The sequence below is a fragment of the Stutzerimonas stutzeri genome (assembly GCF_024448895.1).
Lineage (GTDB): Bacteria > Pseudomonadota > Gammaproteobacteria > Pseudomonadales > Pseudomonadaceae > Stutzerimonas > Stutzerimonas stutzeri_Q.
On record NZ_JAMOIC010000011.1, the window covers coordinates 31,860 to 47,069 of the forward strand.

Annotated in this window: 11 protein-coding genes; 5 read left to right on the forward strand and 6 right to left on the reverse strand. The window is 62.1% G+C overall.

Going from position 1 to position 15,210, the window contains the following annotated elements; all coding sequences use genetic code 11:
• Positions 1-225: 225 nt before the first annotated feature.
• The 5 genes from NA619_RS14280 to NA619_RS14300 form a co-directional block, all read right to left on the reverse strand.
• Entirely contained in the window at positions 226-1,971 is a 1,746-nt protein-coding gene (locus NA619_RS14280) for a S8/S53 family peptidase (protein WP_255962508.1), read from the reverse strand.
• Positions 1,968-2,933 carry an L-histidine N(alpha)-methyltransferase gene (gene egtD / locus NA619_RS14285; protein WP_255962509.1) on the reverse strand — a complete coding sequence of 322 codons (966 nt, stop codon included), beginning with the start codon at positions 2,931-2,933 and terminating at the stop codon, positions 1,968-1,970. The genes NA619_RS14280 and egtD overlap by 4 nt, the downstream gene beginning before the upstream one ends.
• Positions 2,934-2,936: 3 nt before the next feature.
• A complete protein-coding gene (gene egtB, locus NA619_RS14290; RefSeq protein WP_255962510.1) occupies positions 2,937-4,232 on the reverse strand; it encodes an ergothioneine biosynthesis protein EgtB in 1,296 nt (431 codons plus the stop codon).
• Between the two features lie 209 nt (positions 4,233-4,441).
• The gene (locus NA619_RS14295) at positions 4,442-5,137 is read right to left on the reverse strand and encodes an SDR family oxidoreductase (RefSeq protein ID WP_255962511.1); all 696 of its coding nucleotides are present in this window, start codon (positions 5,135-5,137) and stop codon (positions 4,442-4,444) included.
• Between the two features lie 57 nt (positions 5,138-5,194).
• Entirely contained in the window at positions 5,195-5,506 is a 312-nt protein-coding gene (locus tag NA619_RS14300; protein WP_255962512.1) for a hypothetical protein, read from the reverse strand.
• 122 nt (positions 5,507-5,628) lie between these two features.
• On the opposite strand from NA619_RS14300, the gene NA619_RS14305 reads away from it, so the two are divergent.
• Positions 5,629-10,353, forward strand: coding sequence for a DEAD/DEAH box helicase (locus NA619_RS14305; protein WP_255962513.1), 4,725 nt, complete (start codon positions 5,629-5,631; stop codon positions 10,351-10,353).
• Between the two features lie 357 nt (positions 10,354-10,710).
• On the opposite strand, the gene rapA is transcribed toward NA619_RS14305, so the two are convergent.
• The gene (gene rapA, locus NA619_RS14310) at positions 10,711-13,560 is read right to left on the reverse strand and encodes an RNA polymerase-associated protein RapA (RefSeq protein WP_255962514.1); all 2,850 of its coding nucleotides are present in this window, start codon (positions 13,558-13,560) and stop codon (positions 10,711-10,713) included.
• A gap of 229 nt (positions 13,561-13,789) precedes the next feature.
• Between rapA and NA619_RS14315 the strand changes: the two genes are divergently transcribed.
• From NA619_RS14315 to ccoM, 4 genes are all read left to right on the forward strand, one after another.
• Positions 13,790-14,089, forward strand: a complete 300-nt coding sequence (locus NA619_RS14315) for an aspartate-semialdehyde dehydrogenase (RefSeq protein ID WP_255962515.1) — start codon at positions 13,790-13,792, stop codon at positions 14,087-14,089.
• Entirely contained in the window at positions 14,076-14,708 is a 633-nt protein-coding gene (locus tag NA619_RS14320) for an alpha-ketoglutarate-dependent dioxygenase AlkB family protein (RefSeq protein ID WP_255962516.1), read from the forward strand. Before NA619_RS14315 ends, NA619_RS14320 begins: the two co-directional genes overlap by 14 nt.
• Complete coding sequence (locus tag NA619_RS14325; RefSeq protein WP_255962517.1) at positions 14,705-14,866, forward strand: hypothetical protein; 162 nt, start codon at positions 14,705-14,707, stop codon at positions 14,864-14,866. Before NA619_RS14320 ends, NA619_RS14325 begins: the two co-directional genes overlap by 4 nt.
• Before the next feature lie 221 nt (positions 14,867-15,087).
• Positions 15,088-15,198, forward strand: a complete 111-nt coding sequence (ccoM, locus tag NA619_RS25135) for a cytochrome c oxidase subunit CcoM (protein WP_336605460.1) — start codon at positions 15,088-15,090, stop codon at positions 15,196-15,198.
• The last annotated feature ends 12 nt before the right edge of the window (positions 15,199-15,210 follow it).

Here is a 15,210-nt window from a genome sequence, read left to right on the forward strand (position 1 = left end):
TGTTGATTCGCAGAACTTTCAGGATTTGCCGTATTTTTGCCATGTGACAGGGGTCTCAGTCTTCACGGCTTCGCTTGCCCGCGGTTAGCAAGCAGCTTCCAACGTCTCAGATTATTTCAGAGTGTTTCAGAGCGAGGCGCTAGCGGGCTAAACGGAGCGCGTCGATCAACGTGTCCGCCCCTCATAGCAACTGACGTGCGATGGCGGCGGACACGCATTTAAGCGCTAGCGGGTGTGCTGCAAGCTATCGACGGTCAGTTCAAGCGCCTTGCGCATGTCCAGTCGAGCCGAGCGGCCGATGTCCTGGTTGTCCAGCTGATAACCGCGTTCTGAAGGCAGGATCGGTGCTGTCAAATCGTCGGCTTCGACTGCCTCGAAATCGCTGTTACGGCCAATGGTCAAGGCACTGCGACGAAGCAATTCGCGCAATTGCTCGGGCTCCAGTGCTGGATTGATCGACAGCATCGCGCCGATCACGCCTGTCACCATGGGTGTCGCATACGAAGTTCCGCAATGCACATCGCCTCGTTTTCCGCGTTCCAGTGTTGCGGCGCGGGTACAGGCTGATGCCGTGATATCGACGCGCATGTCGATGTTGGATGACGGACGCTTGGTCACATAGTCAGGGTGCTCGACCGGTACGTCCTTATCGAGGTTGCGCTGATGAGCACCGACTACCAGCAGCTGATCGGTAATGAAGGAAGACGGCAGGCGATAGTCGTCCTGGCCCGAATGAGCCGAGCCGTTGCCCGCCGAGTTCACCACCAGCACGTCGGGGTGTTCGCGGCGCAACCAGAGAAAGAACTCTTCGAGCAATTCCTCATAGCCGCTCATGGCGACACCCGAACGCACGAGGGAGTCGATCTTTTCACCGTCCACGTCAAGCGTGCCGACGCGATGGATACCCCAGCTCCAGTTCAGCACTCGCACGCCGTCCTCGACCAGATTCACCGAGGCCGCGACGTTGGCGGTGATGCCGGCATCCGAGTTGCGCTCCACGATGACTTCGAAGCCTGAGCTGGTGGGCTCCAGTGCACTGAGGAAGCCGTTGTCGCCGGGATCGACGCTCCGGGCAGCCAGAATGCCGGTAACGCTCGTGCCGTGCCCAGCAGGGGATTCGGCATCGCGTGCATAGACGCAGGTTCTCGGTTTGGCTGGATCACAATCGCCCAGGTACGCCGCGAATTCGGGTGAATCGAAATCGACATCGCGCTCGATGATGCCGATCCGTACCGGGTGAGTCTTGATTGCCGCCTTCTTCGCGGGCATTCGGTGTAGATAAAAGTCGACCGCATCGAGAAAGCGATTGGCCACCCATTCGCTGTTGCGTGGCTTGCTGTCCTTGTCTTCTTCCAGCGGCTCCTCGGCCCCCGATTCCTCCACGACCACGGCATCCACACTGGTCTCGCTGCCCAGGCGCAGTACCAGCGCGTCGCGCTCGGTCAGGTTCTTAGCCGGCAAGCGCAGCTGATAGGTATTAAGCGGAGCGATGACGCCCACCACTTCGGCGCCGTACTTTTCGGCAAGTCGACGCGCCTCCTGTAGTCCGTCGTGATCTTCTTCGATGATCACGCTGACGAGATCAACGTAAGTGGTCAGCCCATCCATGTTCTTGGCCACTTCATCGGGCCCCGCAGCCAGTACATGGCTGCCGTTGAGCGTGAGCCAGACCGGATTGCTGCGCCGCTCGCCTTGCTCCAGCCATAGCGGCCCGCTCTGGTGGTCCTTGCGGTCCAGGGTCAGGCGAAGCCGCCCATCCTTCTGGCTTGCCTCGATGCGCTTGCCGGCAAGCATCACCTTGAGGTCTTCGTCATTGAGGCCTTCGCCGCGCAGGCAGAACGTCATCTGCTCGGTGGAGAACAGATCGCCGCAGCGCTGCAGATCCTTGAGCCGCAACTCCGACTCATCGGCCGTTGCGGTTCCAAAGGCGACTAGGGCGAGTGCGGACAGAAGAGGTGTGACAGGCCTCATGGACGACGTTGCAGGTAATGAACGCTGAACAGGTTCTGGGCATCGGTCCATTGACCGCTGCAGTCGAAGCCCGCGCTGATGGCTAAATCGGCAAAGGATTCCAAGGTGTACTTGTAGGAGTTCTCGGTGTGCAGGCTTTCGCCAGCGTTGAAGTGAAAACGGTGCCCTTCGATGGTGACGTCCTGTGCTTCACGGCTGATCAAATGCATTTCGATTCGTGAATCCTGCTCATTGAAGAACGCTTGGTGGGTGAAGCGGGACGGATCAATATCGCTGTCCAGTTCCTGGCGGATCCGCTGCAACAGATTGAGATTGAAGGCCGCGGTCACGTGAGCACGGTCGTTATAGGCCGCTTCGAGCACGTCCCGATCCTTGACCAGATCGACCCCAATCAACAGCCCACCGCCGGGCGGAAGGATTTCGTGCAGATGGCCGAGCAGCTTGCGTGCTTCCAGCGGGGTGAAATTGCCGATGCTGGAGCCCGGGAAGAACACTAGCGGATGATGGATGGTGAAATCGTCAGGTAGCTTCAGCTCATCCGAGAAATCCGCGCACGCCGCATGCACCTCCAGCCAGGGATAGTCCGCGGCGAGGCGCCGGGTGCTGGTGAGCAGAAAGTCTTCGGAGATGTCGATGCCCAGATAGCTGACGGGTCTCAACCCTTCGAGCAGCAGGCGCACCTTGCGGCTAGCCCCGCTGCCCAACTCGATCAGATCGGTCTGCGGGCCGGCAATCTCGAGGATATCGTTTGCCGCCGCCGCAAGAATCTTCTCCTCGGTACGGGTGACGTAATACTCGGGCTGCAGACAGATCTGCTCGAAAAGCTCGGAGCCGCGGCGGTCGTAGAAGAATTTCGGCGAGATCCGCTTGGGCGATGCGGCGAATCCCGCCAGTGCCTCGTCGCGCAGGGAGCTTTCGTGCGTCGGCTGCGTCTGGTCATGAAAGTGGACGGCAAGTGCCATGTCTCATAGCTCCCTGGCCAGGCGCAGCCCGGCGAATTGCCAGCGCATTGCCGGCTGAAAGAAGTTGCGATAGGTCGCGCGGATATGGGCCTCGGGCGTGGCGCAACAGCCGCCACGCAAGACCATCTGCCCCGACATGAATTTGCCGTTGTATTCGCCCAGGCTCCCTTCCAGCGGATGAAAACCGGGGTAGGGGCGATAGGCGCTGGCGGTCCATTCCCAGACATCACCGAACAGCTGCGCCGGGCCCTGATGAGGAACATTGGCGGGCACAGGTTGCAAATGATCGTTCTCGAGAAAGTTGCCCCGACGTGGTTGATCGGTGGCGGCCACTTCCCACTCGGCCTCGGTAGGCAAGCGGGCGCCGGCCCAGCGGACATAGGCATCGGCTTCGTAAAAACTCACGTGGCAGACGGGGGCTTCGAGCTCCAGCGGTTGTAGCCCGCCAAGCGTCATCTCATACCAGCCGCTGTCGTCGCGATGCCAGTACAGCGGCGCGTTCCAGCCATGCTGGCGAATATGCGCCCAGCCATCGGACAGCCAGAGGTCGCTGCGTGCATAGCCGCCATCAGCAATGAACGACAGGTACTCGCGATTGCTGACGAGGCGGTCTGCGAGTTGGAAGTCTTCGATGAACTGCCGATGCCTTGGCGTTTCGCAATCGAACGCAAAACCACCACCGGCATGACCGATGTGGTGGACGCCGGCGGCATGGTCGTGCCAGCGAAGACGGTCATTGTGCAGGGTCGGGACGGGCTTCAGATCGCTGCGATAAACCGGATGCAATGGGTTCTGCGCGAGGATGTGCTTGATGTCCATCAGCAGCAGCTCCTGATGCTGCTGCTCGTGCTGCAGGCCCAGCTCGACCCGCCGCATGATTTCGGCCGCGTGCTGTTGCGGCGGGTTGACGAGCAGGTCGCCCATTGCGCGATCGACGTGCTGACGGAAGCGGTAGACGTCTTCGACGCCAGGGCGCGAGATCAGTCCACGCTGAAGCCTTGGAAAGGGCGTGCCATGGGTTTCGTAATAGGAGTTGAACAGATGGTCGTAAGCGTCGTTTAGCGGCTTATAGCCCTTCAAATAAGGCTTGAGCAGGAAGGCTTCGAAGAACCAGCTGATATGTGCCAGGTGCCACTTCGGCGGGCTGACGTCAGGCATGCTCTGGATGACATAGTCCTCCGTCTGCAGCGGTGCGCAAATCGCTTCGCTGGTAGCGCGTACCTGTTGGAAGCGTTGCAGCAGATAGTCCAGCTCAGCCAATGCCGGTTGTTGCGCCCGCGGTTCTGCCAGGTTGCCCATGGGCACACCCCCTTGTTCGATGCGCGAATGTAGGCGCTTCGGATCTACCGAAAACCGCCTCTAATAGCGACCCGAAGCGAGACGTAAAAGTTTCTGCCGGACGAAACCGTCACCAGGCCGCATTCTGATCAAAGCAGTACATCGGGCAGGGCGAAAGGTCAGACGACGACCGTCCACCAACAGCAATCTCGGATGGAGCTACGCAGGGCTCAGCCGTCCTCGATGGGCGGCGTCGGGCGTATCAGGATTTCGTTGACATCGACATGGCGCGGCTGGGACAGCGCATAGACCACCGCACGCCCGATGTCCTCGGGTTGCATGGCGTAAGCCGGCGGTTCGTCGAACAGTGGCGTGTCCACCATACCGGGTTCGATCAAGGTGACGCGCACGCCGGTGCCGCGTAGTTCTTCGCGAACACTAAGTCCCATGCCCGTCACCGCCCACTTGCTGGCGCTGTACATCGAACCGGGAATCACGAAGCGCCCTGCGGCAGATCCGGTCAACAGCAGGTGTCCGCGGCTGGCCTTGAGCGCTTCGATGCTGCAGCGCAATGTCAGGCCGACGCCATAAACGTTGGTCAGCAGCATCTCGCGCCAGACCTCCGGGTCGGCACCGCTGAAGCCGCCTTCGCTCCCGGGCATGCCGGCATTCGCGTAGACCGCATCGAGCTGGCCGAAATGATCGAGCACCTGCTGGACCATGGCCTGTTGCTCGGCGTACTCCTTCACATCGCAGCGAATGGCGAGCGCACGTTCAGCTCCGCCCAACTCCTGCACCAGCTGCGTCAGCTTGTGTTCGGAACGCGCTGCCAGGGCGATGCGATATCCCACCGCCGCGGCCAGTCGCGCCGTAGCCGCGCCTATTCCGGAGGAGGCGCCTGTGATCAGAAGTACCGGATCGCTCATGCTTGTCCTCGTCGGTTGGTGATCAGCTCGTGTGCAGTTTGGTCGGGTTCTGGTGAATCAATAATTCGGCGGGGTTTCCGGAATGCCGGTGCCGTCAGTGATTGATGGCATGGTCCAGGGCTCCAGGCGCTGTTCCTTGTCTTCCACATCCAGCCGGGCTTGCTCGATCACGCCACCGAGGCGCTGGGGGCTGGTGTATTCCTCTTGCGTCACACTGGGCACTCGCAACAGTTCGGCGCCGCCGCCGGACATCACGGTAAACCCGAAGCTGTCATCGTCCGGGTTGGCGCTGGTGACGCAGCCGCAGGGCAGAAAGGCTTCGGAGACGAGCTGCATCGCTTCATCAAGGTTCAGGGCTTGGTTGTTCATGGTGTTCTCCATCGACGGGCTGTCTGAAGTGGACCGCCAAGCGGCGACGCCGTTTCCTTTCATACGACAGACTGCGGCCCGGCGGCCTTGTAGATGAGCCGCTGCGGCAGCATATTCATTCGATGACAGACTCCCCCGTACATGACGCGCTGGCCGACTTTCATCCTGCCGTGGCTCGCTGGTTCAGCCGCAGCTTCCCCTCGCCGACCCCCGCGCAGGCCCGCGCCTGGCCACTGATCCGTGCCGGTCGGTCGACTCTGGTGGCGGCGCCGACCGGCTCAGGCAAGACCCTGACCGCCTTTCTTGCGGCAATCGATCAGCTGGTGCAACTGGGGCTGGCCGAGGGCGGGCTCGGCGACAGAACCTCGGTGCTGTACATATCCCCGTTGAAGGCGCTGTCCAACGATATCCACGTCAATCTGGAGCAACCGCTGGCCGGTATCTCGGCCGAGTTGCAGGCGTCGGGGCTGCCCGCGCTGGATATTCGTACCGCCGTGCGTACCGGCGACACGCCGCAGTCCGAGCGCGCGGCGATGCGCAAACGGGCACCGCACATTCTGGTGACGACGCCTGAATCGCTGTACGTGTTGCTGGGCTCCGAGTCTGGCCGGCAGATGCTGACGGGCGTGCGCAGCGTGATCGTCGACGAAATCCATGCCCTCGCCGGCAACAAGCGCGGCAGCCATCTGTCCCTGTCGCTGGAACGGCTCGAGGCATTGTGCGAGGGCCCGCTGGTGCGCGTTGGCTTGTCTGCCACGCAGAAACCGATCGAGGCGGTAGCGGATTTTCTGGTTGGGGTCGGGCGCCGCTGCGAAGTCATTGATGTCGGCCATGGCCGGGCGAGGGATCTGGCGCTGGAGGTGCCACCGGTGCCGCTGGAAGCGGTGATGAGCAATGAGGTGTGGGAGCTGGTCTACGACCGACTCGCCGCATTGGCTGGCGAACACCGTACCACGCTGATTTTCGTCAACACTCGGCGGATGGCAGAGCGCGCCGCGCGGCATCTGAGCGAGCGCCTCGGCAATGTAGTGGTAGCTGCTCATCACGGCAGCCTGGCTCGCGAGCAACGACTCGATGCCGAACAGCGCCTCAAACGCGGTGAGCTACGTGTGCTGGTGGCCACCGCTTCGCTGGAATTGGGCATCGATATCGGCGATGTGGAACTGGTCTGCCAGCTGGGTTCACCGCGCTCGATCTCGGCTTTTCTGCAGCGAGTCGGACGGGCCGGGCATCAGGTTGGTGGTGTCTCGAAGGGTCGGCTGTTTCCCAGTTCCCGCGATGACCTGATCGAGTGCACTGCCTTGCTGGACAGCGTCCGGCGCGGCGAGCTGGATACCCTGGTGATTCCCGTCGCGCCGCTTGATGTGCTCGCGCAACAGATCGTCGCTGAGGTTTCCTGCCAGGAATGGCAGGAAGACGCGCTGTTCAAGCTGATTCGCCGCGCCATGCCATACAGCACGCTCAGCGAAGACAATTACCAGGCGCTGCTCACTATGCTCGCCGAGGGCTATACCACCCGTCACGGTGCGCGGGGCGCCTATCTGCATCGGGATCTGGTCAACCGCAGCCTGCGAGAGCGGCGCGGCGGTCGCCTGACGGCGCTGACCTCAGGCGGCACCATTGCCGACAACTCCGATTACTCGGTGCTACTGGAGCCCCAGGGCTTCAACATCGGCACGGTGAACGAGGATTTTGCCGTTGAGAGTCTTGCCGGTGATGTCTTTCAGCTGGGGAATACCTCCTACCGCATCATCAAGATCGAGTCTGGTCGGGTGCGAGTTGAAGACGCGCAGGGCCAGCCGCCAAACATTCCGTTCTGGCTAGGCGAAGCGCCAGGGCGCAGCGATGAGTTGTCCGCGGCAGTAGCCAGGCTGCGAGGGGAAATCGACGAGCGCCTGGCCGAAGCCGAGTGCCGCAGGAGCCAGCCTGCTGGCGATGCTTTTGAGTTCGCTGGGATCGCCAGCGAGCTGGCTCCTACAAAAGCGGGCGGCGACGACACGTCCGATGCGCTGTCACGGCATGAAATGGGCGTTGATGAGACCGGTGAGCGCCTGGCCGAAGCCGAGTCCCGTGGGAGCCAGCTTGCTGGCGATGCTTTTGAGTCCGCTGGGATCGCCAGCGAGCTGGCTCCTACAAAAGCGGGAGGCGACGAAACGTCCGGTGCGCTGTCACGGCATGAAATGGGCGTTAAGGAGATTGGCGAGCGCCTGGCCGAAGCCGAGTCCCGTAGGAGCCAGCTTGCTGGCGATGCTTTTGAGTCTGCTGGGATCGCCAGCGAGCTGGCTCCTACCAAAGCAGAAACGCTGGATGACTCATCGAGGCTGCAACCCGCCATCGACTGGCTCACCGACACCCTCGGCCTGTCGGAAGCCGCTGCTCGCCAGATCGTCGAGTACCTTGCCCGTGCACGCTCCGCCCTTGGAGCACTACCGACGCAGCAGCGGCTGATAATGGAGCGCTTCTTCGACGAGTCTGGCGGCACCCAGCTGGTCATCCATTCTCCCTACGGCAGCCGGATCAACCGCGCCTGGGGCCTGGCGCTGCGCAAGCGCTTCTGCCGTACCTTCAACTTCGAGCTGCAAGCGGCGGCGACCGAAGACGCCATCATCTTTTCCCTGTCCACCAGTCACAGCTTTCCGCTCGATGAAGTCTGGCGCTATCTGCACTCCAACAGCGCCGAGGCGGTGTTGGTTCAAGCGCTGCTCGATGCCCCGCTGTTCGGTGTGCGCTGGCGCTGGAATGCGACCACCGCACTGGCGCTGCCGCGGATGGCCGGCGGGCGTAAGGTCGCCCCGCAACTGCAACGAATGAAGAGCGAGGATCTGCTCGCGACAGTCTTTCCCGATCAGGTCGCCTGCCTGGAAAACATCGTTGGCGAGCGCGAGGTGCCGGACCATCCGCTGGTGTCGCAGACCTTGAATGATTGTCTGCACGACGCAATGGACAGCGAGGGTTGGCTCAACCTGTTGCGCCGCATCGAGGCCGGCGATGTCCAGCTGTTGTCCCGAGACCTGCCAGCGCCATCGCCGCTAGCCATGGAGGTGCTCGGTGCTCGGCCTTACGCGTTTCTCGACGACGCACCTTTGGAAGAGCGCCGCACCCAGGCGGTACTGAATCGGCGCTGGACCGATCCGGAATCTGCGGATGACCTCGGTGCGCTGGATGCCGCTGCGATCGAGGCGGTAGGCGAAGAGGCCTGGCCTCAGGCACGTCATGTGGACGAGCTTCACGAAGCGTTAATGGGGCTGGGCTGCATCGCCGAGGGCGAAATCCTCAGCGAACAGGATTGGCCTGCCTGGCTGGCCGAGTTGGCTCGGGGAGGGCGCGCGACACGGATGAAGGTCGCGCATGACTGTGCGCTCTGGTTGCCGATTGAGCGGCTGAGTTTGTTGCAATCAATCTACCCCAACGCGACGTGCGAACCGCCGCTGGCACCCTTGCCAGGCTTCGATCAGCGGACGGGCGAAGACGAGGCCCTGGCCGAGCTCATCCGTGCGCGGCTGACCGGTTTTGGCCCTTTGCCAATCCCGCTGATCGCCCGGCCGCTGGCGCTGCCTGCATCCTCTGTGGCGCAGGCCCTGACCCGCCTCGAGTCCGAAGGCTACGTGTTGCGGGGCCGATTCACCCCCGGCGCAGTCGAAGACGAGTGGTGCGAGCGGCATCTGCTGGCACGCATCCACCGCTATACGGTTAAGCGGCTGCGTCGCGAAATCGAGCCCGTGGAGCGTGCCGACTTCATGCGGTTCCTGTTCGACTGGCAGCATCTGTCCGAATCGACCCGCATGCAGGGCCGCGACGCGCTGGGTACGGTGATCGAACAGCTCGAAGGCTTTCAGGCCGCTGCCGGGGCGTGGGAAAGCGACTTGCTACCGTCCCGATTGAAAGATTATGGCGGCACTTGGCTGGACGAGCTGTGCCGCTCGGGGCGAGTGGTCTGGACGCGTCTGGCCGGACGGATCAAGGCCAGCAGCGGACCGGTGCGCGGCACGCCCATCGTTCTGCTACCGCGTCGGCAGCTCGCGGCCTGGTATGCGTTGGCGAGCGAGGCGCCGCAGCCCGAGCTTTCATCCCGGGCGCAGCGGGTATTCGAAACGCTGCAAGGGCAGGGTGCGCTGTTTTTCGATGAACTGCAGCAGGGCGCACGTCTGTTGCGCAGTGAGTTGGAAGATGCGCTCGGCGAGCTGGTCGCGGTGGGGCTGGTCAATGCCGATAGTTTTGCAGGTCTGCGCGCATTGCTTGCGCCGGCGGCCAAGCGTTCACGCAGCACACGACAGAGCCGCGGCGGTGCGTTCATCGGCGGTATGGCCGATGCCGGCCGCTGGGCTCTGGTGCGCAAAGGCAACCCTGCGCCGGCCGAAACGATGCCGATTCGGCGACCAGCACTCGACCCCGAAGCACTGGAGCACGTCGCCATGACCCTGCTGCGCCGCTACGGTGTGGTGTTCTGGCGTCTGCTGGATCGCGAGGCCGACTGGTTGCCCTCGTGGAGCGAGCTGCTGCGCGTTTATCACCGGCTGGAAGCGCGAGGCGAAATCCGCGGTGGGCGCTTTGTGGCGGGCGTATCCGGTGAGCAATTCGCCTTGCCAGAAGCGGTTGGCCTGCTGCGCGAGGTGCGCAAGCGTTCGCTGACCGGCGAGATGGTCGCGGTTTCGGCGGTCGATCCGCTCAACCAGGTCGGCACTCTTCTGGCTGGTGAGCGCGTCCCGGCCGTGGCAGGCAACCGCATTCTCTATAGAGATGGTGTCCCGCTGGCATTGCTGATCGCGGGCAAGCCGCAACTGTTGGCCGAGCTGGATGAGGATGATCAACGCAGGGCACGGCAACTGCTAGCGGTGGCGCGACGTTGAAGACTGCACCCCTTGATCTTCCGGCGTCAGGCGACAACTTGGAGGAATGGCCGATGGGTATCGCTTCGCTCAACGCCATCCTACGGGCGTGACGGTACTGCTTGGCACACTGACGCATATAGAGCACGACAATCGACTTAGGGCGGGTTGAGCTTGCGATACCCGTCGTTTGGGTTGCAGGTAACTTATGGCATCGCTGCGCTCAGTGCCGTGCGAAGGAGCGGGTGTGCCTGCTTGGGTGTCCGAAGCTTGTGTCGCTCTCATCGATAGATGAGCACTTCGTAAAGCCATCAGCCCGCCAATAAAAAGCCGGCTTCGATTGCTCGAAGCCGGCCTTCTTTTACCTGGCGGAATGGATCAGCCAGCGACAAGCACGCGAATCGCCTCCAGTCGCAGTCCTGCCTTGTCCAACATCTCCAGGCCTTGCTCGCGCTGCTTGCGCAGGGCTTCGATCTCGCTGTCACGCACGCTCGGATTGACCGCTTGCAGCGCCGTCAGACGGGCCAGTTCCTCGTCGAGGCTGGCCTTGAGCCGGCGCTGCCCTTCCGCGACGCGCTCGGCATGGCGCGGTGCGACCTTGGCTTCGGCATCGGCTATCTGCGCGGCGAGCACGTCACGCTGGGCCTGGACGAACTTGTTGGCGCTGGCACGCGGTACGCTTTCCAACTGGTCGGTCAGGGTTTCGAATGCGACTTTGGACGCCAGGTCATTGCCGTTCGAGTCCAGCAGGCAGCGCAGTGCCAAAGGTGGCAGGAAGCGATTGAGCTGCAGCGCGCGCGGAGCCACTACCTCGCTGACATACAGCAGTTCCAGCAGCACGGTGCCGGGCTTGAGCGCCTTGTTCTTGATCAGCGCCACCGCGGTGTTGCCCATGGAGCCGGACAGCACCAGATCCATGCCGCCCTGCACCATGGGGTGTTCCCATGTCAGGAACTGCATGTCTTCGCGGACCAGTGCCTGCTCGCGATCGTAGGTGATGGTCACGGCTTCGTCGTCGCCAAGCGGGAAGCTGGCGTCGAGCATCTTCTCGCTGGGACGCAGGATCAGGGCATTCTCGGAATGGTCTTCGCTGTCGATGCCGAAGGCGTCGAACAGCTCTTCCATGTAGATCGGCAGGGCGAACTGGTCGTCCTGCTCCTCGATGGCCTCGACCAGTGCCTTGCCCTGTTCGCCACCGCCGGAGTTGAGTTCCAGCAAGCGGTCGCGGCCGGCGTGAAGGTCGGCTTCCAAACGATCGCGTTCGGCGCGGGCTTCCTCAATGAGCTTCTGGAACTCATCGTCATCGCCTTCTTCAAGCTGATTGAGCAAGCGTGGGCCGAACTGGTGCTGCAGCGCGTTGCCAGTGGGGCAGGTGTTAAGGAAGGCGTTGAGCGCTTCGTGATACCACTTGAACAGACGTTCCTGCGGGCTGGTTTCCAGGTACGGGACGTGCAGCTGGATGACATGTGCCTGGCCGATCCGGTCGAGACGGCCGATGCGCTGCTCGAGCAAATCCGGATGCGCCGGCAGATCGAACAAAACCAAATGGTGGGCGAACTGGAAGTTACGGCCCTCACTGCCGATCTCGGAACAGATCAGTACCTGCGCGCCGAATTCTTCATCGGCAAAGTAGGCGGCAGCGCGGTCGCGCTCGAGGATGCTCATGCCTTCGTGGAACACGGTGGCCGGGATGCCGGAGCGCACACGTAGCGCGTCTTCCAGATCCAGCGCAGTCTCGGCGTGGGCACAGATGACCAGCACCTTGAATTTCTTCAGCATCTTCAGCGTGTCGATCAGCCACTCGACGCGCGGGTCGAAATTCCACCAGCGGTTCTGCGCATCCGGTTCTTCCTGCTGGCTCTGGAAGCTGACTTCCGGATACAGCTCGGCATGCTCGCCCAACGGCAGTTCAAGATACTCGGCGGGGCAGGGCAGCGGATACGGATGCAGCTGGCGCTCAGGGAAGCCACGCACCGCGGCGCGGGTGTTGCGGAACAACAGGCGGCCTGTGCCGTGACGGTCGAGCAGTTCGCGAATCAGGCGGCTGCTGGCTTCGATGTCACCATCTGTAGCGGCGGCAAGCAGGGCTTCGCCTTCAGCACCGAGGAAGTCATGGATAGTCTGGTGGGCTTCCTGCGACAGCCGTCCCTCGTCGAGCAATTCCTGAACTGCGCGGGCGACCGGCTGGTAGCTGGCGCTCTCGGCGCGGAAGGCTTCGAGGTCATGGAAACGGTTCGGATCAAGTAGGCGCAGACGGGCGAAATGGCTTTCCTGGCCGAGCTGTTCGGGTGTGGCGGTCAAGAGCAGAACGCCGGGAATGACTTCGGCCAGCTGCTCGACGAGCTTGTACTCGGCGCTGGCGTTTTCAGGGTGCCATACCAAGTGATGCGCCTCGTCCACCACCAGCAGATCCCAGCCGGCGGCAAAAGCGGCATCCTGCGCGCGCTCGTCGTCCTTCAACCACTCCAGCGAGACCAGCGCCAGCTGGGTGTCCTCGAAGGGGTTGCTGGCATCGCTTTCGATGAAGCGCTCGTCATCGAACAGGGCGACCTGCAGATTGAAGCGGCGGCGCATTTCCACCAGCCATTGATGCTGCAGGTTTTCCGGCACCAGGATCAGTACGCGTTTGGCGCGCCCGGAAAGCAGCTGGCGATGGATGACCAGGCCGGCTTCGATGGTCTTGCCGAGACCTACTTCGTCAGCCAGCAATACGCGCGGGGCGATACGGTCGGCGACTTCGCGCGCGATGTGCAACTGGTGCGCGATGGGCTGCGCACGCACGCCACCCAGGCCCCACAGCGAGGAGGTCAGCTGTTTGCTCTGATTTTCCAGGGTGTGGTAACGCAGCTTGAACCAGTTCAACGGGTCGATCTGCCCGGCGAACAGGCGATCACTGGCGAGGCGGAACTGGATGAAGTTCGACAGCTGGGTTTCCGGCAGGGTGCGGGCTTCGTTCTGCGCGGTCAGGCCGTGATAGACGAGCAACCCGTCGACGTCATCGACTTCGCGCACGGTCATCTTCCAGCCTTCAAAATGCGTGACTTCGTCACCTGGAACGAAACGCACGCGGGTCAGCGGGGCGCTCCGTGCGGCGTACTGCCGGGTTTCGCCCGTAGCCGGGTAGAGCACGGTGAGCATCCGGCCATCCAGCATGAGGATGGTTCCCAGACCGAGTTCCGCTTCGCTGTCGCTGATCCAGCGTTGCCCCGGTAGATACTGCTGCGCCATGCCCTGCCTCCGCTGTGAAAAAGCCCGCTATGTTAACGGATCACCGTCGATAGAGCGACGACAGATGCCGATTGGGGAATGGTAGCTGCCTGCTTCCGGGTGCGGCGAATCAGGCGCGCAGATGGAAGTTATAGCGATGCTGTTAAAGTTGACTGCATTCCGGCCGATCAACTGGTGCAAGCCCGCATGAAGTCACCGGTTGTTCGGGCTTATCCATGGGAGAGCGAAGATGCTACCAGTCGTACCGCCCGGCACCGTTCAGGTCACCGCGCAGCAGGATGTGGTCAAGCCACGGCCCGAGATCGCGCCGGTTACGCCTGTGCAACCGAGCGCCAACGAAAGTTCGGTAGGACTGGATCGCCGTCATCCGCAGGAAGCCGAGCAGATGCTGCGTGACGAGCAGCGCAGACGCCAGCGCCGCCGCGGCTACACGCCACAGGAACTGGCTGAAGGCGAGACTGCTGAAGAAGATCAGGACGCCATCGACGAGCTTCCGCGCCAAGGGCTTTGGGTCGATGTCGAGGTCTGAGCCGTCTCCATCGCCCATCGGTCGCCGCTTCCTGGTCGATATGCCGGACGCCGATCTGCATTACGTGCCGCAATGGGTCGAGCCTGGCGTCGCTGATGGATGGTTGAGCGAACTGTCGCAACGGACGCCCTGGTCGCAACCGCAGATAAAAATCTATGGTCGAAGTGTCTCGGTGCCGAGACTCGTGGCCTGGTACGGCGAGCCCGAGGCACGCTATCGCTATTCTGGCCTGCTTCACGAGCCCCTTCCCTGGACGCCGCTGCTGGCCGAGATTCGCCAGCGCGTGGAACAACACATCGGTCAGACCCTGAATGGCGTTCTACTCAATCTCTACCGAGACGGCCAGGATGCGATGGGCTGGCACAGCGATGACGAGCCGGAGCTGGGCGATCAGCCGTTGGTGGCGTCACTTAATCTGGGCGCGGCGCGACGTTTCGATTTCCGCCGCAAGGGGAACAGCCGAATTGAGCATTCGGTCGTACTCGAGCATGGTTCGTTGCTGGTCATGAGCGGCCCGACGCAGCATTATTGGCAACACCAGATTGCCAGGAGCCGAAAGGTATCCGAGCCACGCCTCAACCTTACATTCCGTCAGATCACTCGTGAGCCCACCGTATGAGCAGTGAAGAGAAACTGATCGACTTCAGCGCCGAACGCGAAAAGCGCATTCACGACATCAAGGAAAAGCGACTCGCCGAGATGCGGCAGGCCTTTGAGCAAGCACTGCCGCTGGGCAAGTCGAAAAAGAAGCCCAAGTCCAAACCGAAGAAAGGCTAGACACCCTCGCGCCATTCCTGCCTGGCCCGATTAGTCGGGCTTTTTCCTATCGATTAACGCTGTTCTCCCTCCGATACCTCCGTTTTTTTGATCTAGATCAGGTTACGCAGCGCCTTTCTTTCAAAGGCGTTGCGCCCATTGATATCGGTCAATTTTTTTGTCGGCGGACGGGGCGACTATGCACCCATCAAACAGCGAAACAGCGTCGGAGGTAGGAAATCATGTTCGTCGATAATGTGGTGCTCGCAGGGGTGGTCACGGTCGGCCTTATGGTCGCCTTCCTTGGCGGTTTCGGATATTTCATCTGGCAGGACGCGCACAAGAAGCCGTGACCCGCTAGAGCT

Coding starts and splice junctions, on each gene's coding strand:
- NA619_RS14280 (WP_255962508.1), bottom strand. CDS start 1,971: ATGAGGCCTGTCACACCTCTTCTGTCCGCACTCGCCCTAGTCGCCTTT.
- egtD (WP_255962509.1), bottom strand. CDS start 2,933: ATGGCACTTGCCGTCCACTTTCATGACCAGACGCAGCCGACGCACGAA.
- egtB (WP_255962510.1), bottom strand. CDS start 4,232: ATGGGCAACCTGGCAGAACCGCGGGCGCAACAACCGGCATTGGCTGAG.
- NA619_RS14295 (WP_255962511.1), bottom strand. CDS start 5,137: ATGAGCGATCCGGTACTTCTGATCACAGGCGCCTCCTCCGGAATAGGC.
- NA619_RS14300 (WP_255962512.1), bottom strand. CDS start 5,506: ATGAACAACCAAGCCCTGAACCTTGATGAAGCGATGCAGCTCGTCTCC.
- NA619_RS14305 (WP_255962513.1), top strand. CDS start 5,629: ATGACAGACTCCCCCGTACATGACGCGCTGGCCGACTTTCATCCTGCC.
- rapA (WP_255962514.1), bottom strand. CDS start 13,560: ATGGCGCAGCAGTATCTACCGGGGCAACGCTGGATCAGCGACAGCGAA.
- NA619_RS14315 (WP_255962515.1), top strand. CDS start 13,790: ATGCTACCAGTCGTACCGCCCGGCACCGTTCAGGTCACCGCGCAGCAG.
- NA619_RS14320 (WP_255962516.1), top strand. CDS start 14,076: ATGTCGAGGTCTGAGCCGTCTCCATCGCCCATCGGTCGCCGCTTCCTG.
- NA619_RS14325 (WP_255962517.1), top strand. CDS start 14,705: ATGAGCAGTGAAGAGAAACTGATCGACTTCAGCGCCGAACGCGAAAAG.
- ccoM (WP_336605460.1), top strand. CDS start 15,088: ATGTTCGTCGATAATGTGGTGCTCGCAGGGGTGGTCACGGTCGGCCTT.